This window comes from Candidatus Binatia bacterium, assembly GCA_029243485.1.
Classification (GTDB): domain Bacteria; phylum Desulfobacterota; class Binatia; order UBA12015; family UBA12015; genus VGTG01.
Map to the genome: position 1 here is coordinate 1 of JAQWRY010000022.1, position 21,492 is coordinate 21,492.

General features: G+C 64.9%; 15 protein-coding genes. 7 read left to right on the forward strand and 8 right to left on the reverse strand.

Features of this window, described 5'->3' with window-relative positions; genetic code table 11:
* Nucleotides 1-175 precede the first annotated feature (175 nt).
* Both P8R42_08275 and P8R42_08280 read right to left on the reverse strand, forming a co-directional pair.
* Nucleotides 176-1,678 (reverse strand): arylsulfatase, encoded by a 1,503-nt coding sequence (locus P8R42_08275; GenBank protein MDG2304642.1) that lies wholly within the window; start codon nucleotides 1,676-1,678, stop codon nucleotides 176-178.
* Nucleotides 1,679-1,803: 125 nt separating this feature from the next.
* A complete protein-coding gene (locus P8R42_08280) occupies nucleotides 1,804-2,841 on the reverse strand; it encodes an HAD family hydrolase (protein MDG2304643.1) in 1,038 nt (345 codons plus the stop codon).
* A gap of 85 nt (nucleotides 2,842-2,926) precedes the next feature.
* Here P8R42_08280 and P8R42_08285 point away from each other — a divergent pair, with 85 nt between their 5' ends.
* Nucleotides 2,927-3,463 carry an FAD-dependent monooxygenase gene (locus tag P8R42_08285; GenBank protein MDG2304644.1) on the forward strand — a complete coding sequence of 179 codons (537 nt, stop codon included), beginning with the start codon at nucleotides 2,927-2,929 and terminating at the stop codon, nucleotides 3,461-3,463.
* A gap of 90 nt (nucleotides 3,464-3,553) precedes the next feature.
* Here the strand turns inward: P8R42_08285 and P8R42_08290 are convergent, their stop codons facing one another.
* The 3 genes from P8R42_08290 to P8R42_08300 form a co-directional block, all read right to left on the reverse strand.
* The gene (locus tag P8R42_08290; protein ID MDG2304645.1) at nucleotides 3,554-4,684 is read right to left on the reverse strand and encodes a hypothetical protein; all 1,131 of its coding nucleotides are present in this window, start codon (nucleotides 4,682-4,684) and stop codon (nucleotides 3,554-3,556) included.
* 167 nt (nucleotides 4,685-4,851) lie between these two features.
* Nucleotides 4,852-5,349, reverse strand: coding sequence for a hypothetical protein (locus P8R42_08295; GenBank protein ID MDG2304646.1), 498 nt, complete (start codon nucleotides 5,347-5,349; stop codon nucleotides 4,852-4,854).
* Nucleotides 5,303-5,623: a hypothetical protein gene (locus P8R42_08300; GenBank protein MDG2304647.1), complete on the reverse strand. Its 321-nt coding sequence runs from the start codon at nucleotides 5,621-5,623 to the stop codon at nucleotides 5,303-5,305. Before P8R42_08300 ends, P8R42_08295 begins: the two co-directional genes overlap by 47 nt.
* 275 nt (nucleotides 5,624-5,898) lie before the next feature.
* On the opposite strand from P8R42_08300, the gene P8R42_08305 reads away from it, so the two are divergent.
* From P8R42_08305 to P8R42_08315, 3 genes are all read left to right on the forward strand, one after another.
* Complete coding sequence (locus P8R42_08305; GenBank protein ID MDG2304648.1) at nucleotides 5,899-6,633, forward strand: glutathione S-transferase N-terminal domain-containing protein; 735 nt, start codon at nucleotides 5,899-5,901, stop codon at nucleotides 6,631-6,633.
* A 93-nt stretch (nucleotides 6,634-6,726) separates the two neighbouring features.
* Nucleotides 6,727-8,352, forward strand: coding sequence for a hypothetical protein (locus tag P8R42_08310; GenBank protein MDG2304649.1), 1,626 nt, complete (start codon nucleotides 6,727-6,729; stop codon nucleotides 8,350-8,352).
* Between the two features lie 760 nt (nucleotides 8,353-9,112).
* The gene (locus tag P8R42_08315; protein ID MDG2304650.1) at nucleotides 9,113-9,943 is read left to right on the forward strand and encodes a hypothetical protein; all 831 of its coding nucleotides are present in this window, start codon (nucleotides 9,113-9,115) and stop codon (nucleotides 9,941-9,943) included.
* A 37-nt stretch (nucleotides 9,944-9,980) separates the two neighbouring features.
* On the opposite strand, the gene P8R42_08320 is transcribed toward P8R42_08315, so the two are convergent.
* A complete protein-coding gene (locus P8R42_08320; GenBank protein ID MDG2304651.1) occupies nucleotides 9,981-10,811 on the reverse strand; it encodes a DUF1080 domain-containing protein in 831 nt (276 codons plus the stop codon).
* Nucleotides 10,812-10,950: 139 nt separating this feature from the next.
* Between P8R42_08320 and P8R42_08325 the strand changes: the two genes are divergently transcribed.
* On the forward strand, nucleotides 10,951-13,386 hold the full coding sequence (locus P8R42_08325) for a TonB-dependent receptor (GenBank protein MDG2304652.1): 2,436 nt from the start codon (nucleotides 10,951-10,953) through the stop codon (nucleotides 13,384-13,386).
* 80 nt (nucleotides 13,387-13,466) lie between these two features.
* Complete coding sequence (locus P8R42_08330) at nucleotides 13,467-16,922, forward strand: ThuA domain-containing protein (GenBank protein MDG2304653.1); 3,456 nt, start codon at nucleotides 13,467-13,469, stop codon at nucleotides 16,920-16,922.
* An 80-nt stretch (nucleotides 16,923-17,002) separates the two neighbouring features.
* Here P8R42_08330 and P8R42_08335 read toward each other — a convergent pair whose 3' ends face one another.
* Entirely contained in the window at nucleotides 17,003-18,898 is a 1,896-nt protein-coding gene (locus P8R42_08335; protein ID MDG2304654.1) for a sulfatase-like hydrolase/transferase, read from the reverse strand.
* A 416-nt stretch (nucleotides 18,899-19,314) separates the two neighbouring features.
* Here P8R42_08335 and P8R42_08340 point away from each other — a divergent pair, with 416 nt between their 5' ends.
* A complete protein-coding gene (locus P8R42_08340; GenBank protein ID MDG2304655.1) occupies nucleotides 19,315-20,895 on the forward strand; it encodes a hypothetical protein in 1,581 nt (526 codons plus the stop codon).
* 73 nt (nucleotides 20,896-20,968) lie between these two features.
* Here the strand turns inward: P8R42_08340 and P8R42_08345 are convergent, their stop codons facing one another.
* Nucleotides 20,969-21,355, reverse strand: coding sequence for a type II toxin-antitoxin system VapC family toxin (locus tag P8R42_08345; GenBank protein MDG2304656.1), 387 nt, complete (start codon nucleotides 21,353-21,355; stop codon nucleotides 20,969-20,971).
* Nucleotides 21,356-21,492 lie beyond the last annotated feature (137 nt).

Sequence of the window (21,492 nt, forward strand, 5' to 3'; positions counted from 1 at the left end):
AAAACCCAGAGCCCCCCTCGCCGAGGATCGCACCGTCCCGACTGCGACTCCCCCGCCCGGCCGACCTTAAGACCAGAGTCTAAGACCAGGGACGTTGGTTAGTCGAAGCCAAAATGTTTAGTCACGCCGCGCGCGACTAAACATTTTCGGCGAGACGAACCAACATCCCCAATGCTCACTGGGCGTGGAGGCCGTCTTCGAGGGCTTCCATGACCTGGTCCAGGCTGAAGCTCGCGGGCTCCTGACGGGGCGGGTACTCCTGGAAGGTCGAGAGGAACTTGCCAACGTAGGCCTGGGCGGGGACGAGGATGAACGCGTGATCCATGACCCAGTCCCAGTAGGTGTTCGAGGTGACGTCGGCGATCTCGTAGGGGTCACGGCGTAGGTTGAAGATCTTTGGAAGACGCAAAGTCGTGAAGGGGTTGGCCCACAGGAGGAGCGTGCCCTTTGCGCGCTGCTCCATGAAGACGAGCTTCCAGTCGCGATAGCGCAGCGCCGAGAGATCTCCGTCGTCGGTGAAGTAGAAGATCTCGTCGCGCGGGCCCTTGTCGGTCTTGCCGGTCAGGAATGGCGCGAAGTTGTAGCCGTCGAGATGCACCTTGAACTTCGTGCCGCCGACCGAGTAGCCCGAAAGGAGCTTCTTCTTCACCTCCGAGTCACCCGCGATGGCCGCAAGAGTCGGCATCCAATCCATGTGGTGCATGATCTCGTTGGAGACCGAGCCGGGCTTGATCTTGCCGGGCCAACGCACCATCGCCGGAACACGCCAGCCGCCTTCCCAGTTCGTGTTCTTCTCCGAGCGGAACGGGCTCGTACCCGCGTCGGGCCACGTGTTCTTATGCGGGCCGTTGTCGGTGCTGTAGAGCACGATCGTGTTGTCGGCGATCCCGAGCTCGTCGAGCTTGTCGAGAATCTGTCCGACGTTCTTGTCGTGGTCCATCATCGCATCGCCGTAGAAGTCCTGGCCCGACTGACCGAGGCTCGAGGGCTTCACGTGCGTACGGAAGTGCATGTGGGTCGCGTTCCACCAGACGAAGAACGGCTTGTCGCTCTTGTGGGCGCGATCGATGAAGTCGAGCGCCGCGACGGTAACGTCGTCGTCGATCGTCTCCATGCGCTTCTTGGTGAGAGGTCCCGTGTCCTCGATCTTGCCGTCGACCGAGCTCTTGATGACACCACGCGGACCAAACTTCTTTCGGAACTCCGGATCCTTCGGATAGTCCGGCAGCTCCGGCTCTTCTTCGGCGTTCAGGTGGTAGAGGTTGCCGAGGAACTCGTCGAAGCCGTGATTGGTCGGCAAGTGCTCGTCCTTGTCACCGAGATGGTTCTTGCCGAACTGGCCGGTCACGTACCCCATCGGCTTCAAGATCTCCGCGATCGTCGGATCTTCCTTCTGCAGGCCGAGCTCCGCGCCGGGCAGGCCGACTTTGCTGAGACCCGTACGGAACACGCTCTGGCCGGTAATGAAGGACGACCGGCCCGCCGTGCAGCTCTGCTCACCGTAGTAGTCGGTGAAGATCATCCCCTCTTTGGCGATGCGATCGATGTTGGGCGTGCGGTAGCCCATCATCCCCATCGTATACGCGCTGATGTTGGACTGACCGATGTCGTCACCCCACACGATCAGAATGTTCGGCTTCTTGTCCGCCGCGAGCGCAGGCACGACGAAACATGCCATCAGCGCGAACGCGCCGATTCCTAAAACGAGCTTCTTCATTCGGGTCCCCTTCGACCTACAGAGCCGGCAGCCGCCGGTGGGTTGGAATCCGCCATCTCAACCTGCCCTGAGCCGCAATGCAAACCCTAGTCCTCCCAGGCGAACACCTGCTTCCAATCGTCCTTGATCGAGATCACGATCCAGCCGTCGCGCTGCGCCTGGTCGTACAATTCCTGTGAGAAGGCACCGACTTTCGTATCAGGAAGTCCCTGGGCCGGGCCGTAGGCATATTCGCGAACGGGGTCGTCGTGCAGCACGAGCATCCCCAGACGCCGCCCCCCACCCGCCGTCGTCCACTCGAGCATCTCCTTGTCTCCGCCGGAGTTGCCGAACGCCGCGACCGGGCGCTTGCCGATGAACAGGTTGATTCCCACCGGCTTACCGCCGTGATCGTCGATGAAGAAGATCTTCGGATCGCGGTACAGGATCGGCTTCCCGTCGTTCTCTTCGAATCGGGTGACGACGCTCGAGCCGACGACCTGGTGGCTCGGGATCCCGTAGATCTTCTCCGTGAAGGGGCGCATGAACTCCTGCCCGCCGCCCGAAACGATGAACGTCGTGAAGCCATTCTCCCGCAAGTACTGAAGGACCTCCAACATCGGCTGGTAGGCAAGCTCGGTGTACGGCCGGCCGAATCGGGGATCGCGCGAGACCGCGAGCCAGCCGCGCACGATCTTCTCAAACTGCTCCGTCGACATCCCGCCGTGAGTCGCAGCGAGGACCTTCTGCCAATCGTGCATCTGGAACTCAGCGATGGCATCGTCGTCGCCCGCGAGAATCGACTGGAAGGGCTGCTGTGTCTTCCACTCGGGGTGATCCGGTGCGAGCGCCCTCACGCGATCGAGAGCGAAGACCGCCTGGGCGTAGAGCGGATGCGAAGCCCAGAGCGTCCCGTCGTTGTCGAAGGTGGCGATCCGGTCCCCCGGCTCGACATAGTCGGCGCTCGCCTCGTCCGTGGTGCTGTTCACGAGGTCCACGATTGCACTGCGCGCCGGCCCCTCATTCCAGGAGGCCAGCGGATCCGAACGAAACGCCGTCGCGCTGCAGCCCCATCCACCAAGCGCGAGAGAAGCGGCGATCAAAACCGCTGCGTAGGTCGTCCAGAGAGCCGAGGTCTTTCGCATCGTTGGCCTATCCGACACTTGTCCGGTCCGATCAAGTCGCGCGCCGGGATTCCCTCCGGTGGCGGCCCGTGCCAGAACCCCGTGCGTGGACACCGCCGTCACCATCATCGGAGGAGGACCGGTCGGGCTCTGCCTCGCCGTAGAGCTCGGGTGGCGCGGCATCGACTGCATCGTCCTCGAACGGCGGGAGCGCGGGGCCGCGACCTTCCCGACCGCCAATCACATCGGCGTCCGAACGATGGAACACCTTCGCCGGCTCGGTCTCGCAGCGGCCGTCCGAGCGGCGTTTCGCCCCGACTGGGGCGGGCACTGGATCGCACTCACGCACTTCGGCGGGCACGAAGTCACCCGCGTCGAGAACGCGCTTGGAGGCGCGGGAGGCGGAGCGGAGTCGCCCGAGCGCGAGGCTTGGGCTCCGAAGCCCTGCTTCGACCCGATCCTCGAGCGTGCCGCCGAAGCGTATCCCTCGGTCACACTAAGCCACGGGGCGCGCGTGGAGGCCGTGGAGAACATCGACGGCCCACGAGAAGGGCGAGTGGAACCACAACATCCACAAGAGTCCAAAGCCTCGAAGTCCTTCGAGTGCCGGCTCGAATCGCATCTGCCTCGTGCCTGCACGTGACATCGAGGACCTTAACTACCCACGCCGCCCGGCGGACGCAACGGCGTCTTGCTCATGCCGTAGCAGGGCCTATCCTGCGGTCTGTCTCGATCACCTCGGCGTGCCGCAGAGCGTGTCGTTGATGTCACACTGCGGCGTCTCTCCGTCGGCCCGTTGGGCGGCGTTCAGCTCGGCGATCTTCTGCTCCGTCGCAGCACTGGCCTCGCAATCACACAACTGGCTCGCACAACAGCTGCAGCCTGCGGCGAACTCCGCGTCGAAGACCTCGGAGATGTCGCACGACTCGAGGCCGCTGCAGGCGTCGAGTATCAGGCCCGACTCCTGGGAGGTGCAGAGCGTGGCGTCACACGTGTAGCCCACCTCGATCCCGGCGTCGTTCTGGCAGCCGTTGTACTCTTCGCACACCGTCGCGCAGTCGACGCCGCTGTCCGCCGGCAGGGTCGTCGTGTCGCCGTAGAGCGGACACGCGATGGGATTGCCGTCGTTCGACCCGGCATCGGGAAAGCACTCGATGTCCGGGGGAACCGGCGGGATGCCTCCCCCGCTACTCGGGTCATATGCGGCCGACCACGTGTTCGGAAGAATGTTGCAGGCCACGTTCTCCGTTCCGACCTGGAAGGGCCCGTCCGCGACGGGACACACGCAGTTGACGAGACCGTCTTCCGCGGGGAAGCACGCGGTCGTCATGCAGCCCGAGTAGGGATTCGGGTCATTCGCGCAGTCCGTGCCGATCGCGGCGCTAGAGTCGAAGCCCTGGAAGCTGAAGTCGGAGATCGCCGTGACGCCCGAGACGCTCTCGTAGAAGGTCGCCTGATTGATCGCGTAGCAGACAGGAGCCCCGTTGGGCCTCTGGCATCGATCCGGATCGGAGAGACAAACCTCCTGGTTCGCCTCGTAGACGGGCAAGTTGAGGATCGAGCTCCCCTCGACGAAGTTGAGCCCGTACCAGGTCGTGCACGGACAGTTCGACACGGTGCCATCGGACCCCGGCGTGCAATCGGCGTAGTAGCAAAGCGCGTAGGGACCGTAGCAAGGATAGAAGGTCGTGATGACGTTCGTCCACGCGGGACCGTACTCGGTCGTGTCCTGCGTATTCAGCGGGAACTCGCCACCGCAGTAGGGCTCCCCGAGTGGACACTCGTCCGTCTTCGAATCCGAGCAGCCGGCCACGAGGAGCGAAAGCAAAACGGGCAGGACGATGGCGGATCGGGCATTTCTCATGTGCGGGTTCCTTTGGTTCCGATGCGGCGAATGTGAGAGCATCGGCGAAACCGGCGGAAGCGTTAAGCACAGAAGTCGATGCACTCAAAGTGCCGATTCTTCTCCCGCGCGGGCGTGCTGTCGGGCCCTCCAGAACCAGCTCGATCGGCTGCGCCTGAAGCAGGCCATCAGCGAAGCGCGATCGTAATCGGCCCGGTGATGTCGGTGATGTCGAGAACGTCGGGCGCGGCAATGACGCGGGTCCCGCTCCCGACAAAGCAGCAACCGCCGGGCGGGACGTAGTCCTGCGGGCTCGAGCAGTTGTTGGGATCCGTAGTGCCATGGGAGCCGGAGCGCGAGCCGTACGCCTGGTTCGTCCCTGCTGGAACCTTCCGAAGCACTTCCACACCGCCGCGAACGATGACGCGGGAGAAGATCGAGACGGTTTCCCAGGGGCGCGGATCGACGCTCATCTGCGGAGGCCCGGAGCAATCGGCGGAGGCATAGTACATCACGTCCTCGTTGTTCACGTTGGGGAGGCCGCTCGCGAGCGCCCCGTTCACGAGCGGAATCTCGTAGGGGAGGCCGGCGCCGACCGGAATGCCCACGTGGAAGAGCCCCAGCATCGGTCCGATCAGATCACCGTCCGCGTCGACGGCGACGAATCCGGGCGCGGAGCCCGGCACGCTGAACTGCGACTGGCAGTTTCGGGCTCTGGTTCTTCACCTTCTGACTGAGGACCTTCTCCTGCCTGAGGCCCGGATCACCGGCAACCAGCGTCTCGAAGTGCACCGGGATCGAGCACGCCCCATCCGAGAAGATCTCGAAGTCGAGCGCCGTGCCCGCATCGACTCTCTTGAACTCTTTGAAGTCGACCGAGTAGTGGACGGGGAGCTGGGCCGCCGGGGCCGTCGACGCAGCGCCAAGAGCGAGGGCGAGCAGCGTGATTCGGAGCTTCATGATGGTTTGCCTCCAGTTGCGAGGGCCCGATCGTCCGGGCCGACGCACAGGGAGACATCAAGAAGCGAGCCATCGACCCGCAGCGCTTTTCCGCAATGAATTCAGGCCCCCCGAGCACTCGCGATCATCGCATCGATTCGCCCCGGCAACCGGGTGTTACGGGCGTAGAGGACGGTACGAGGCGCTCCGGCCGCAATCGTCTCGGGCGTGTTGTATTTCGGAGCCTCGCTGACCAAGCTCGCCGTCGACGGCCCCCTACCCAGGAGCAAAGGACCATGATCGACCTCTACTACTGCCCGACGCCGAACTGCCAGAAGATCTCGATCGCTCTCGAGGAACTGGATCTGCCGTATCAGGTGCACGCGGTCGACATCGTCGCGGGCGATCAGAACGACCCCGAGTACGCCGCCCTCTGCCCGAACCGGAAGGTTCCCGCGATCGTCGATCGCGACGGGCCGGGCGCGGTGCCGCTCGTGCTCTGGGAGTCCGGCGCGATCCTCCTCTACCTCGCTCGGAAGACCGAGCGACTCCTGCCCACGGACACGGGGCAGCGCGCACTGTGCGAGCAGTGGCTCTTCTGGCAAGCGAGCTACCTCGGCCCGATGATGGGACAGCTGCACCACTTCGTTCAATACGCGCCCGAACGTCTCCCCTACCCGATCGCGCGTTACGAGAGCGAGGTCGAACGGCTGCGTCGCCTACTCGATGCTCACCTCGAAGGACGCGAGTTCCTCGTGGACGAGTACTCCGTCGCCGACATCTCGTGCGCTCCGTGGCTCAAGATGTTCGGGTTCGCGTACCCGCACCCCGAGCCTTACCCACACCTCGATGGTTGGCTGGATCGGATCTTCGAGCGTTCCGCGGTGCAACGAGGGATCGCGGTCGACCTGGACAAGATCCGACCGGTCGTCGTGGGCGCCGAGCCGGTGACCGACGAGGTGAGGCGGCACCTGTTCGCCAGCTATCAGGCGGAAACGCAGGACGGGCCGACCAAACCCGGAGGCTCTTGAACGATATTAGTAAAGTTCGTTGACTTTCAAGTCCTCTCCGGGTCAAGCTCCTCCAGTCGGCACACCCCGCTGCCGCCCAACTCGGAGAAGGCCATGCGAAGACAACACCTCCAGCCGTATTCCACCTGGTTCCTGCTGATTCTTGCGATGGTACTGATCGCACCCCAACCGGCCCGGAGCGTCCTGCTTTCTCCGCTGACGACCGCCGACGGAGCGGGCGCGGACGGATACGCCCCCATCTTCGCCGGCAGCCCGTTCGATGACGTGACGAGGATCAAGGTGAAACTCGATCGCGGATCCGGCGGCGTGCAGAACAAGGGCTACATTCGTTTCGACCTCTCTGCCGTGACGGACCCGCTCAGTGCGGTCGAGTTGATCTTGACGCTCGACGTGGAGCCGGAGGCCGACGCCGCGCCGGGTGAAACGGTCGGTGTCGACAGCTTCGAAGTCTACGGGCTGAACGACGGCCATCCGGGTGAAGCGTGGGTGGAGACCGGGACGACCGGCATCAGCTGGGTGCTGGCTCCCGGCAACGACATGGCGAGCCCCAACGGAGTGCTTGCGGAAGAAACCACCTTTCTCGGAACGTTCGACCTCGTTTCCGGCGTAAACGCCATTGGCGACCCGGCCTCTTTCACATCGGCCGCCCTACTGAGCTTCCTGCAAGCGGACACGGACGACCTCGTCACGCTGATCCTGGTTCGGACGGACAAATCGTTCGCACCGGGCGCCTTCGCAACGAAGGAACATCCGACCGCCGCGCCGCCGACGCTGGACATCACGACGGTCATCTCTCCGCCCGTACTCGACCCGATCGCAGCACCGATCTTCGTCGGAGCTCCGGCGGCCCTCGCCGGGAGCGGCTTTACGGCAGGCTCCGTCGTCAAGGCGTTCGTCGCGACAGCAACCGGGCCACTGGACTTCGGCCCCTTCACTCCGACGGCGTGGAGTCCCACATCTCTCACCTGGGAGCCTCCGGGTTCCATGCCCCTGGGCAACGGGTTCGTGACGCTCCTGATCGTAAACACCGATGAGGGCTTCACCCAGTCGGGCACGCAGAGCCAACTCCTGCTCGGAAGTGCCGGCCTGAACATCCCATCGATCCTCGGCGTGAACGCGATCCCTTTGACCGAGTTGGACCCCACGATCCCCACGGCCAACATCGAGACCATTCTTGCCCAGGGAGCAACGCTCACAGTGACCGGCAGCGGGTTCAACGGGCCGCTGGTCAACCTGTTCACCGCCATCGGTAATGTCGGTCCGCTGTCTCCGCTGCCCGGGGGGGATGCAACGACATTCCAGATCGTCATCCCGGGCCCAACCGTGACGGGACCGGGCTCGCTCCAGGTCGTGAACAATCCGTACGTCGGCAACGTGCTTTCGAACGCCGTCTCGGTACCGATCGGAGCCGCGCTCGACATCACCTCGATTTCTCAATCCGGCACCACGGTCACTGTGAACGGCGCCGGGTTCTCTGCGTTGTCCGTGATCAACTTCTTCGCACAGTCCGGCGCGTCCGTATCGAACTTCGGCGGACTCGACGTCGGCGGCGCGTCCAACATCCCGCTCAACATCGTCTCCGAAAACCAATTCACCTTCACAGTGCCGGTGGGAGCGGACGCCGGCGCGGCCTACGTCATGGTGCTGAACCCGCCCTTCATCCAATTCTCGTCCACGACCGGCGACCCCGACGGAGGGTTTACGCTGACCGTGTTCTAGGCTCATCTCATTCGGCGAGCCTGTGCTGGCAGAGCCGTCGCTTCGTGTCATCCTGTTCTCGTGACGCTGCCCGTGATCGATAGAGCCGTCGACACTCTCGCGCGTCGATGCTGGGTACCCTCGGACCTCGGCTCGGTCACCGCCCACGGAAACGAGAACGGGCGATCCGATGTCGCCGACCGGGTATGGGCCCTGGTCGAGAACGTGTACGTGTCGGGCATGCACCCCGGCATTCAGGTGTGCATTCGCCACCGGGGCGACGTCGTGATCGATCGCGCGATCGGTCACGCACGGGGCAATTCCCCTGCTCGGCGGGTCGACTCCGCCGCAGTCGTACCCATGTCGGTCGACACGCCGGTGAATCTGTTTTCCGCGGCAAAAGCCGTCACCGCGATGGTGATGCACAAGCTCGAGGAGCTGGGCGCGCTGGGTCTCGACGATCGGGTGGCCGACCATCTGCCCGGGTTCGAGCGTCACGGCAAGGGTGAGATCACCCTGCGGCACGTACTCTCTCATCGCGCCGGCATCGCGGTCATGCCTTCGGAGGCCTTCAACCTCGATCTTCTGACCGACCCGGACCGGGTCGAGGAGATCCTTCGCGACCTGAAACCAACCACTGAGGCCGGCGCCGGCGGTAGGCGGGATCAAGGGCCCATTTGCCCAGGACGGCGGGTAGCCGCCACCGCGAAGGCTCGAGCCAGGTCCGGATTTCGGGTTCAAGCGGCCGCGGCGGAGCCGTCGGGCGGCAAGGGGGGTCCTCGTGAAGAGCGAAGTATACCTCGGCATGAGGGCCGGCGATCTCGAGGGCAAGGCGTACGCGAAGTATTGGAACCCGAACATGCGGCCCCTCCCGCCGCACGTTCAGGAGGCCCTGCTGCAGAGCCCGGAGGCCTCCGAGCTCGGGTTCGGAGTCGACGAAGCGAACCGGCTCCTCGAGCCCGGGTACCTCGAGCTCGAGAACGGCTACACGCGCCTCTCGAACGGACAGGTGTTCGTGGCCACGCTCACCAAGATGCCCGGAGTAACGGCGCAGATGATCGACTGGTGGTTCGGATGGCACTACCTGGAGAGCCAGCGATACAAGCTCTGGCACCCACGAGCCCACCTCGCGAATGGTGCGGAGCGCATGGTCAGCGATGATCCAACGCTGTCGGATCGCGAGAAGTACCTGCACAATCCGAACTACGTGACCGAGTACATCGGGAGCGACCGGATCGACATCGACATCACGTTCTCGGACGCCTCCGACTTCCTCGATACTTCGAGGTTCGAAGAAGCGCGGGTGGGGACGGCACTCTGCGGACTCGTCGGCCTCCGGGGCGCGCCGCTCACCATAAGCGCCCTTCTCCATCTCATTCGAGAGACCGCCGACGGCTGCGAGATGCGAAGTCGCTTCTGGCTCGGGAGCATCGAGGTTCGCGGGCTACCAGCAAAGGCGATCCTCGACAGAATCGCTGGGTCCAACTTCGTGGCGCGTCGTGCCGTGTCCCTGGAGCTGGGGCGCGACATGGTCGTGCACTGCGCGATGGAGATGAACCACCTGGCGAGCTTCTTGCCCGCGCTCTACGCGGACTACCACGTCGAAGAATAGAGCTCGACGGTAGGCCGGTGGCTTGGAAAAGTGGTCCTCAGCCCTCGGGCTGGGCCGGTCGGATGGAGAGATCCCGGATGAATAGTTCCGCGCCCTCGGATTGAATCTGGAGCTTGCCGCGCGTGAGCGGGACGAGCTCGTCGCCGACCTGGTGACGCAGATCGCGAACCTCGAGGACTGTACGTCCGTTGACGAGGTGGATCGCAGAATCTCCCACGACCCGGATCTCGATACGATTCCACTGGCCGAGCGGACGCTCGAAGTCGTCTGAAGGACTCACGCGGAAGACCGGAAACCCGACTGCAGTGTCGCCGCCATCGGGGTCGTACCGAAGCCACGGGAAGAGGGCCGAGCGGTCCCACGACGTACGGATGGAGCCACGGATCCCGTCGACCGAGACGAACATGCCGGTCGCGCCTTGCAGGATCTCGAGCTCGGCCGAGCGCATCCAGTACGTCCAGAAGGCCCCGAGCGGGCCGACCGAGTGGTAGAGCAACCCAGAGTTCGGGGGACTCGCCTCGCGGGGCGGGAAGCGTTCGTCACCCCACTTCACCTCCATCGAGAAGTGATAGTCCTCGAACTCCTGACGGCTGATCAGGGCGCCCCAGATCTCCCCGGAGATGCGAATCGCGGGATCGCCGTCTTCCATGACGATCGAAAACACGCCGTCGGGATCGTGGTCGATGCCGAGAACGTCCGTCGACTTCGGCGTGGCGAAGATCCACCACGGCACCTCCTGGGCGCCGAGGTAGCGGTCCCAGTGCTGGAAGTCTCGACCGTTGAACAACTGCTTCGGCGCTTCGACGCTCCAGGCGGGATCCACCCGGCAGGCGAGAAGCAGAAGGAGGAGGACGACGACTTGGACCACGGGCGTCCTTTACCTCATCGGAGCGGACAGAGTCATCGCGGTGTGAATTGGTTCCCACCGCCCTTCCTGGCTTGGCCCCGCGCGTTGTGAGATGAACGTTCGAATCCGGGCGCGCCGCGCCTCTCGAACGACGGAGCCGATGATGCAGATTCGCCTAGGAAACCGAGCTACGGTCGCCGCGATCTTGGTCGCCGTCCTTTCGTCGGAAGCCCATGCCCAGATCGGGGCGGGGCCTTCGGGCATCGATCGACCCAGCCGAATCGACGAAGGAACAGACGGCGTCGTGGATGCCCAAGCGGCGCAAGCCGAGCGCGCGCTCTCGACCGGCGAGCCGGCGCCGGGTCTCTCCCGGCGCGCGACCACCCGGGTGGAAGAGATCGTGGTGAGTGCGAGAAAGCGCGACGAGTTCCTCGAAGATACCCCGGTCTCCGTCACCGCGCTCGGCGCGGACACCCTTCGCGAGGTCGGCGTCACGCAGCTCAGCGACATTCAGGATCTCGTGCCCAACCTCCAGTTTCGATCCGGACGCAACGGCATCACCGCCGGCGTGCAGATCCGAGGCATCGGCACGGCCTCCCCGGAGCTCGCTTTCGATCCCGGGGTCGGGATCTACGTCGATGGCGTCTATCTGCCTCGCGCTTTCGGTCAGATCGTAGATGTAATCGACGTCGAGCAGATCGAGGTGCTGCGGGGCCCGCAGGGGACCCTCTTCGGCAAGAACACCGTGGGAGGCGCGATCAATCTCACGACCGTGAAGCCGCAGCCCGTGCCGGAAGCTTTCGTGCTCGCTCGGCCCAGCAACTTCGGACGTATCTTCACCGAAGCGATGGTGAATCTGCCGGTTGTGGAGGACCTTCTATTCTCGCGCTTGTCGGTGTCGACGACCAACAACGGCGGCTACTTCCGGAACGATGCGCAGGACTTCACCTCGACGAATCGGAACTCGATCGCGTTCCTCGGGTCGCTTCGGCTCGTCCCCCACGAAGACGTGACCCTGGACCTCTCCGGATCGTGGTCCCGGGACACGAATCACAGCCGTGGCGCTCAGTGCGTCTTTCCGGGCGGGGGCAGCCTCGAGGGCCTCTTTGCTCCCGTTCTCGAGGAAGAGTGCCGCAAGAGCCGCCCGTTCCGCGGTTCGACGAACGTCCGGCCAGAGTCGCGCCTCGTGAGCTACGGGATCTGGGGAACGGCGAACTGGAGTCTCGGTTCGCTGGGGTGGCTCGACGACCTGTCGGTGAAGGCGCTCGGGTCCTGGCGAACCCAGAAGCCCCGGGTTCAAGAGGACATCGACGGCACCGTCGTCAGTGTGGTCGAGATCACGGACCTCGGGCAGGGCCCCCTGGGCGGGACTCCGGGCTTCCAGGAGCAGTACTCGGGCGAGCTCCAGCTGACCGGCGACGCGTGGGACGATCGCGTTCACTTCGTCGGTGGGTATTTCGCTTTTTGGGAGAGCGGTCGCCTCTCCCCCTCGACCACCACCGGGCCTACGCCCGGCGGAACGAGCCCGCTGCGCGTGACCGAAACGACCAGCACCATCGACAACTGGACGTGGGCGCTCTACGGGCAGGCGACCGTCGACGTGACGCAGTGGCTGAGCCTCACGGCTGGTCTCCGCTACACGGAGGACAAGAAGGGAGCCGGGCTCTTCACGTTCACACCGAACGCGCCCGATGCCCCGCCGACCGCCGACGCGGATGGTAGCGCGATCTTCACCCGCTTCACCCCCATGGCGAGCATCGCCTTCCAGACACCGGAGGAGTGGCTGGACGAGCTGTCGCTCGATCATCTGATGGCGTACTTCACCTACTCCCAGGGCTTTCGCGGGGGCGGGTTCAACGCGCTCACCGCCGGCACCGACGATCTCGCGTCGTTCGGACCCGAGACCCTCGACAACTTCGAGGTCGGGGTGAAGACGATCGGGTGGGACCAGCGGGTGACGTTCAATCTCTCGTTCTTCCTCGGTGACTACGACGACATCCAGGTCGTCACCGTAGAAGCGATCCCGAACCCGGACGTCCCAGGAGGCATCGACATCGTTCGCCTCACCCAGAACGCGGCCGACGCAACCTCCAAGGGAATCGAGATCGAGCTCAACACGATTCCCATCGACGGGCTTCAGATCATGGGCTCCGTTGGCATCCTGGACGCCAAATTCGGAACCTACATCGTTCCCGATCCGGCCAACCCGGGGAACGATCAGGACTTCAGCGGCGACCGCTTCGGCAACGTTCCCCAGCTGCAGACCTTCCTGTCCGTGCAGTACTCACTGCCCGTTTCGCTCGGGAACGAGGATTTGGACGGCTGGCTGACGCCACGTCTGGATTGGTCCTACCAGAGTCTGATCGAGTACAGCGGGGACGAAGTTCTCTTGCAGCAGCCGGGCGTCAACCTCCTGCATGCCCGGCTGTCCTACGGTTTCTTCAATGACCGCGCTCAGGTGGCGCTCTGGGCCCGCAACCTTCTCGATCAGGCGTACTTCAACACCGCCCAGCCACTTCAGGCCGTCTTCGGGAACGCGACGCGGTTCTATGCGCCACCGCTGACGTTTGGCGGTGAGCTGAGCTATCGGTTTTGAGCGTCGCCGCCCGGATCCGCTCGCGTACGTCCCGCGGGCGGGCAGCCAGGGTGCTGCTGCGGCGGCCGAGCGCGTGCGCGGTGGCCCTCGGCGCACTCACTTTATTCGGCGCGTGTGCTGAGGATCCGCTCCCTGCCGGCGCGCCCGAGGTGCTTCTGTTCTCGCAGACCAAGGAGTTTCGACACGAGAGCATCGAACACGGTACCGAAGTCCTGGTGGACGAGGCCCGCGGACGCGGGATCCGCCTGGTCCCGACGGAGGAGGCGGCCGTGTTCACCGACGACGGGCTCGCGAAGTTCGAGGCCGTTATCTTCTTCAATACGACCGGAGATGTCTTGAATGACCGCCAGCAGCTCGCGTTCGAGCGCTACGTTCAATCTGGTGGTGGCTTCGTCGGGATCCACTCGGCCGCCGACACGGAGCGTCGCGGGAACGTCTGGCCTTGGTACACACGCTTGGTGGGCGCGGCGTTCCTGAGCCACCCGGAGGACAACGTCCAGCAAGCCCGCCTTCGGGTTCGCGAGGGATCGCATTCCGCCACCTCCCACTTAGCGGAGACCTGGGATCGCACGGACGAGTGGTACGACTACGAGCGTTTCAATCCGAACGTGAACGTACTTCTTGCGGTGGACGAGTCGACGTACGAGGGCGGGGTAACTGGCTCCGACCATCCGATTGCGTGGTATCACGCCTTCGACGGAGGTCGTTCGTTCTACACCGGCTTGGGGCACACTGAGGAGTCCTTCGACGAGGACGCCTTCCTGAGTCATGTGTTCGGCGGCTTGGCATGGGTGATGGAGGACGGCCGCAGAACACCGCTAGACCCAGATCACGTGCGGCCGGAACCGTGGCGGCTCGTGCCGGAGGTGCTGGCCGAGTCGATTGGCGAGCCGGTGGTCATGGCGTTCACGCCGGGCGGTGAGCTCTGGGTCGTCGAGCGCAACGGGGGCATTCGCCGCTTCGACCCAGCATCGGGCGAGCTCGGCCGGGTTGCGAAGCTCGACGTCTACGCGGTGTCCGAGAACGGGCTCGGCGGCATCGCCTTCGATCCGAACTACGAAGAGAACCGGTGGGTCTATCTATATTACGCCGCCGACGGCGACCCGAACCCGGAGAATCGCCTCTCGCGGTTCTCGACGACCGCGCTCGGCATCGACCTCGCGAGTGAGAAGCAGGTCCTTTCGTTTCCGATCGATCGGGGGATGACCTCGCATGAAGGCGGCTCCCTACAATTCGATGGCGAAGGGAATCTCTGGATCAGCACCGGCGACGACACCAACCCACACTCCTCCGAGGGCTACAGTCCCCACGACGACCGCCCGGATCGCACGATTTACGATGCGCGCCGCTCGGCTGCCAACACGCAAGACCTGCGGGGGAAGATTCTCCGCATCCGACCGGAGGCCGACGGGACATATTCCGTTCCCCCGGGGAACCTCTTCGGGGATTCGGGAGAAGGGCGCCCCGAAATCTACGCGATGGGTCTGCGCAACCCGTATCGAGCCTTCTTCGACGCGACCACGTCTACGCTCTACTGGGGTGAGGTTGGGCCGGACGCGAAGGACGACAGCCCCAGCCGCGGCCCGCAGGGCCACGATGAGATCAACCGGGCCACGGCGCCCGGAAACTTTGGATGGCCGTTCGTCATCGGACCGGGTCGTTCGTACGCGGCGTATGATTTCGAGGCCGAAGAGCCAGGAGAGTTTTTCGCGGCCGACCGGCTCCGGAATACATCGGTTCGAAACACCGGATCCGAGGATCTCCCACCCGCGGAGCCGGCGTGGATCTCGTACACGCGCGATTCCGCCGGCAGCCTCTTCGATCTAGAGAGCGGAAGCGCCGAGGTCGGCCGCACGGCACTGGTCGGGCCGGTCTACCGATCGTCCGATCACCCGGAGAGTGCGGAGAAGCTTCCCGGCTACTTCGATGGCAAGCTCTTCGTGTTCGAGTTCATGCGCGACTGGATCAAGCTCGTCTCGATGGATGACGACGGGACGATCCGAAAGATCGAGCCATTCGCCGACGAGCTGGATCTGGTGGCGCCCATCGATCTCAAGGTCGCGCCCGACGGCACCGTCTACGTCCTCGAGTATGGCTCCACGTGGTTCAACGAGAACCACGACTCTCGACTGACTCGGATCAGCTTCTTCTCGGGGGAGAATCCGCTGCCGAAGGCCGTGGCGCACGTGAGCCCGACCGTCGGTGGCGCGCCGCTCGAGGTGGAGCTGATCGGACATGACTCGTTCGACCGAAATCCAGACGACGAGCTTCGCTATCGGTGGATCGTTACGTCGTCCGACGGCACCAGCCGAACCGTCGCCGAAACGGCCGACGCCGACGTCCGACTCGACGCGGGCACGTATCTCGTCGAGCTGGAAGTGACCGACAAGGGCGGCGGCGTGTCGACCGCCGAGGCGGCCGTGTACGCGGGGAATGCGCCGCCGCAGGTCACCGTCGACTTCGTGGGCGGGTCGTCCTTCTTCTTCCCGGAGGAGGATGCCGCGCCGTATGAAGTGCGCGTCACCGATGTGGAGGATGGCTCGACACCAGACGCGATTCGGCCAGAGGACGTGCAGGTGCGTGTCGCCTACGTCCGGTCGACGGGTGGGGTTTCCGGGGCGGAACCGATGAGCCGGACGGTTCTGGGCCGCCTCGACCCGGCGCTCGATGCGATCGAGGACAACGGATGCTTCTCGTGCCACAACGCCGAGCGGGAGTCTGCCGGGCCGTCGTTCGCGGAGATCGCAAATCGCTACGAAGGCAATCGGGAGAAGATCCGTCCGCTGGCCCAGAAGATCATCGAAGGTGGCTCGGGCGTCTGGGGCGAGCGCGCGATGCCCGCGCAGTCCCACGTCGACGAAGAGACGGCGGTGCGGATGATGGACTACATTCTCACCGGTGGAAGCGGGGGCGTACGACGGCCGCTCTCCGGCACCGTTCCGCTGGACCAGCACCAGGCCGAATCATTCGACGGAGACTGGACCGGGCACCTGGTGCCCGGAGCCTACGTTCTGACGGCCACCTACACCGATCGTGGCGGACAGGGTATCGGCCCCATCACGCAGCGGGAGACGCGTCTCTTGCGCCCGTCCCGGAGTCTTGCGGCGAACGCCGACGCGCTCGTGGGTGTTTCGACCCTCGAGCCCACGATGCCGGACTCGATCGCGCGGCTTCTGCCCGGGGGCGTGCCCGAGTTCCCGCAGTGGTATCGGGTCGTGGTGCCCCAGGGGCGCCCGGCATACCTGGGTCTCGACGCCGTCGACCTCACCGGAATCGACTCGTTGGCCGTCGAAGGGATGGCCCCCTCCCTCCTGTTCGACGGTGGCCAGCTCGAGGTGCGTCTCGGGTCACCGGAGGGTCAGCTCGTCGACACGCTGGAGTTCGATACGACCCTGCTGATGAGTCTCACGACCGAGCATGCGGACCTGTCCGCGGTGACGGGGGTCCAGGATCTCTATCTCGTCGTCCGGCGCGCCGACGAAACGGCGAGCGTGCCCTTCGTGCTGACGACGCTCGAGTTCTCAGCGAATCGCTAGTGCATCGCCCGGCGACGGGAGCGACGAGGACTCGACGGCGGTGGACTCGTCGCGAACCGGCATGCGGCTAGCGGGCAGTCTCATCTCGGCTCGAGCGCGATCGGTACGTCGATGAGAACGTCTCCCGTCCCCACCTCTACATCTCGCACAACGGTCTTTCGGTATCCGCGCCCGCTCAAGCCGATCCGGTAGGTGCTCGCGGGTAGCCCCTCCAGGAGCCACATCCCGTCGGGACCCGTGACGGTGCGCGGGGTGCTCGATGGCGACTTCGCCTTGGCGCGGATCCTCACCCCCGAAACGGGGGCACCCGTTTCCGAGTCCGTCACGAGGCCTCGCATGCGCCCCTCCGCGACCTCGACCGGTCTGCTTTTGGGCTCGCCCTCCATTGGTAGGAACAGACCTCCAAGGGAGAAGGGCAGTGCGGTGAACGGGTATCCCTGCGCCCATCGCAAGGAGCGTACGCGCTTTTGTGGGCGCAGCAGTTCGACGCCAGGCCTCTGCGGCCCCACCACGAAGTAGCCGCCCGAATCCGTGCTCGCGATCTCTCTCCTGCCCAGTCGCACCTGGGCCGCCACGATCGGCGCTCCGTCCTCTCGGGCAACGATTCGCCCCACGATCTCGGTGCGTTCGGGTGGCTCGAGGAGCGCCAGCCGATGCTCGGCGGCCCGAGCTCGCATCTCGGCTACGCGTGCGGGCTGGCTATCCGCGAGGTCGATTAATTCGAGTGGATCCGTATCGACGCGGTACAGCTCTTCGAGGCCCGTCTGGGTGTTTACGAGGTAGCGCCACGGGGGCTGCAATACCGCGATGGGGGTCTGCTGCACGATCTCGCTGCGCGCGATCGGGAGTCCCCCGTGGATACGGTCGCGTAGGTCGATTCCAACCTGCTCCGGAATCGGACGCGCGTCGTTCGCCCCGGCGAACCCGAGAATGGTCGCCGGGACGTCGCTGGCAGAGACCAGATCGGGGAGGTCCGCGGGCTCGAGCCGTCCCGGCCACGAGAAGATAACCGGCGTTCGCGATCCCATCGCGTACGCGGTGCTCTTGCCACGGCCTCGCCCTGGCCATAGCTGTAGTCCGGCACCCCAGCCGTTGTCGCTGAGGTACACGATCAACGTGTTCTCGCGCAGTCCCCGGTCCTCGAGTTCGGCAAGGAGTTCGCCGACGGCCTCGTCGAGCCAGCGGACCCGCGAGAAGTAGTCGGCGCTGTGGACGATGCCGGTGGCCAGAACTTCTTCGTGATATTCGGGGAGCGGGGGATCGAGCGGCGCGTGTGGAAGCGCCGGAGCAAACCACACGAAGAAGGGGGCGCCCTCGGCTTCCGCTTCGTCGAGGAAGTCGCGCAGCGGGTCGAGGGCGGCGCAGGTGGAGCCTTGTAGCGCGGTGGAGCCGCAGGTTGCGGCGGTCGACCCCTCGCGCATGAAGCTCACTCCGTCGATGTTGAAGAGCGACGTATGGCGCTTCTTCGCGAGGCCGTGCGTGAAGCCTGCGTCGGAGAAGTTGCCCAACCACATCTTGCCGCCTTCCCACGACAAGTATCCGTATCGCTGCAGCTCGCGTGGCAGTGTTCGGAAGTACTGCGACTCGAGGCGGCTCGGGATGTCGCCAATGGGCGTTGCCTCGAGCGCGGTGCGACGCGCCTCCCATTGCTGGTGGTGGAATCCGGCCCCGGAGAGCAGTGTCTTCAGCGATGGCCGGCAGACCGACGCGGTCGTGTAGCCGTTTCGGAACAGGACGCCCTCCGCGGCCAGGGTGTCGACGTTCGGCGTCTGGGCGATCTCGTGGACTGAGAGCATGCCCGCGGACGTCTCGATGAACTGTACGTCGGGCCGGGCGAAGCCATAGTAGGGCCAGCCGTGATCATCGCTGATGATCAATACGATGTTGGGACGCTCGACCTCGTTCGCCGAGGCAAGCCCGGCGGAGCCGAGAAGGGCGGCAAGAGCCAGAAGGGCGATTTGCCTCGGGATGATCATCGGTCGCCCTCAGACGGAGCGGGGCGGTAGGCGGGATCAAGGGCCCATTTGCCCAGGACGGCGGGTAGCCGCCACCGCGAAGGCTCGAGCCAGGTCCGGATTTCGGGTTCAAGCGGCCGCGGCGGAGCCGTCGGGCGGCAACGCGGGGTGTTCCTCGACAGTGGACGGGTGATCGAGGTGTGCGGGGGGCTGTGTACGGCCGAGCAGCGCTGAGGGGATGCTTGGGGGCTACTTCCCACGCCCGACCGAATCGCCGCCGTCTGTCACCAATGTTGGCGGACTACACGCCATTTGCCCCGTTTGCCTGGTACCCGTCGGCGGGGATTCTCTCGGCAGGATGCCGACCACGCCCCCGTTGACCGGAGGTGCGGCGGGCGCGTATAGTCCGTGATCCCCCGAACCGAAGGGAGCCCCCCGTGAAGCTCATCCGCCTCGGAATCCTGGTCACATTCAGCCTCACCATCGTCTCCGACGCTTCGGCGACCTGTCCGGCAAGCCCGCAGGCGTGTCTCGGCGGCTTCGCAAGGGGGTCGGTCAAGATCGTCGAGACGAAGCCCGGCAAGGAGAAGCTCAAGATCTCCCTGCAACGGGGGCCCGCACTCGCCGCGGCGGATCTCGGCCAACCGATCGAGCAGATCACGGACTTCGACCTCGGGAACGACCCCCAGTCCCTGAACGACGTTCTCGCGAGCGACAGTCTCGGGAACCTGTACCGGCCCTTCGGGGACACGGTCGTCCAGACGACCCCTCTGGGTGTGTCCACCGAGATCATCGACGCCACGGGAGACGGCCTCGGCAACACGCTCGACAATCCCGTGGCGATCGCCGTGGACGGGGCCGACAACGTGTACGTCGCCGGTCGCGGTTCACACAACGCCTTCCAGGTGACGCCGCTCGGCGTCGTCACCGAGATCATCGACGCCACCGGAGACGGCGGGGGCAACACCCTCTCCTCTCCCCAGCAGATCGCCGTCACCTCAGCCGGCGACGTCTACGTCGCACCTCGGGTCGGGAACATCTTTCACATCACGCCTCTGGGGGTGATCGCCTTCCTGTCCCACACGAGTGGCCTTCCCATCGGCACCATTGAAGCACTCGATGTCGATTCGGTCGGGAACGTGATCGCCGCCGGCCTGGATGAGGTCATTCGGTGGGCTCCTCCCGCAGCGCCGTCCATCATCATCGGGCCGGCCGGCGACGGCGCTGGGAATCTCCTCTCCGTGCCCTTCGGTCTCGCCATCGACCCGAGTGACAACGTCTTCGTAGGTGACGAAGGAATCGGAAACGTATTCCGTGTCGCGCCCGGCGGAGCGATCTCGCTCGTCCTCGGCCCCGACGGCAATGGCCACGGCACCGGTCTCATCGAAGCCCGGGGACTCGACACCGACGCTCAGGGCAATCTCTTCGTCACTGGCTTCGACTTCCATTCTTCCGGTGGCAGCCCGGTCTACGAGAACCGGGTCTACCGGGTCTCGCCGGCCGGGAAGATCAGCGTGTGGATGGAGCAGGACGGAAACGGGACGGTGCCGAACCGTGCGATCCAGGACGTCGAGGCCGCGGTCGACGGGACCGTCTACACGATCTACGGGACGCAGACGGAAAACCTCTACGCGCTCGATCCGCTCCCGCGGGAGATCTGTCTCTACGACGACGTTGGGACGCTCATCGCCGATCTCTCCGTCACCTGCGTGCGACCGGACTGCTATAAGCCAATCGGCATCGGGGGCTACAAGTACAAGGACAAGTTCGCTTCGGAGTCCGGGATCAGCTCGATGCAGGTCGTCGGCGGGGTGGCGGGGAAATCCCGCGTCAAGGTCGTGGCCAAGAACAATGCGGCCAAGGGGCAGACCGACCTGCCGGTGGGATTGGCAACGGCGCTTCTGGGCGCGACGGCTCTCACCGTTCAAGTGGACGCCGAAGGAATGCCGAGCTGCCTCAGTCAGACCTTCACCGACATCCGGCAGCAAACGTCGGAGAAGTTTCTCGCGAAGCCCTGACGGATGGGAGGAAACAGAAAGGCCGCCTGATCGAGTCGCGGATGGGTTCTGAGGACATGCCGGTGCGGGAGAGTCAGCCTCGGCAAACGACCTTCGAGATCCGAAGGCTCTGGATCCTTCGATGGGCCTTCCCGTCCGCGGTGAGCCAACAGCCGCCCGTCAATCGAGCGCAGGCAGCGTACACGGCGTCGTAGCCTGTCACCCTGTGAGCGGCTGCGATCTCGGCCGCAGCGGCCAGGAGTTCGCGCCCATTGCCGATCCGCTGGAAGCCCAGATTTTGCAGCGCATCGAGATGAGCGCGCAAGGCAACGCCGTCCTTGCCCACGAGCCGCGCCAGGACCGATAGCATTTCATTGAAAAACAACTCGGGCACGACGAACCCGGAGGGGTCATCGCGAATCTGGTCCAGGATCTGGACGGCCTCCTCTCCACCGGCTTCATCCGCGACGAACCACTTAATCGCTGGCGGTAGGCGGGATCAAGGGCCCATTTGCCCAGGACGGCGGGTAGCCGCCACCGCGAAGGCTCGAGCCAGGTCCGGATTTCGGGTTCAAGCGGCCGCGGCGGAGCCGTCGGGCGGCATTGAGGACATGATCC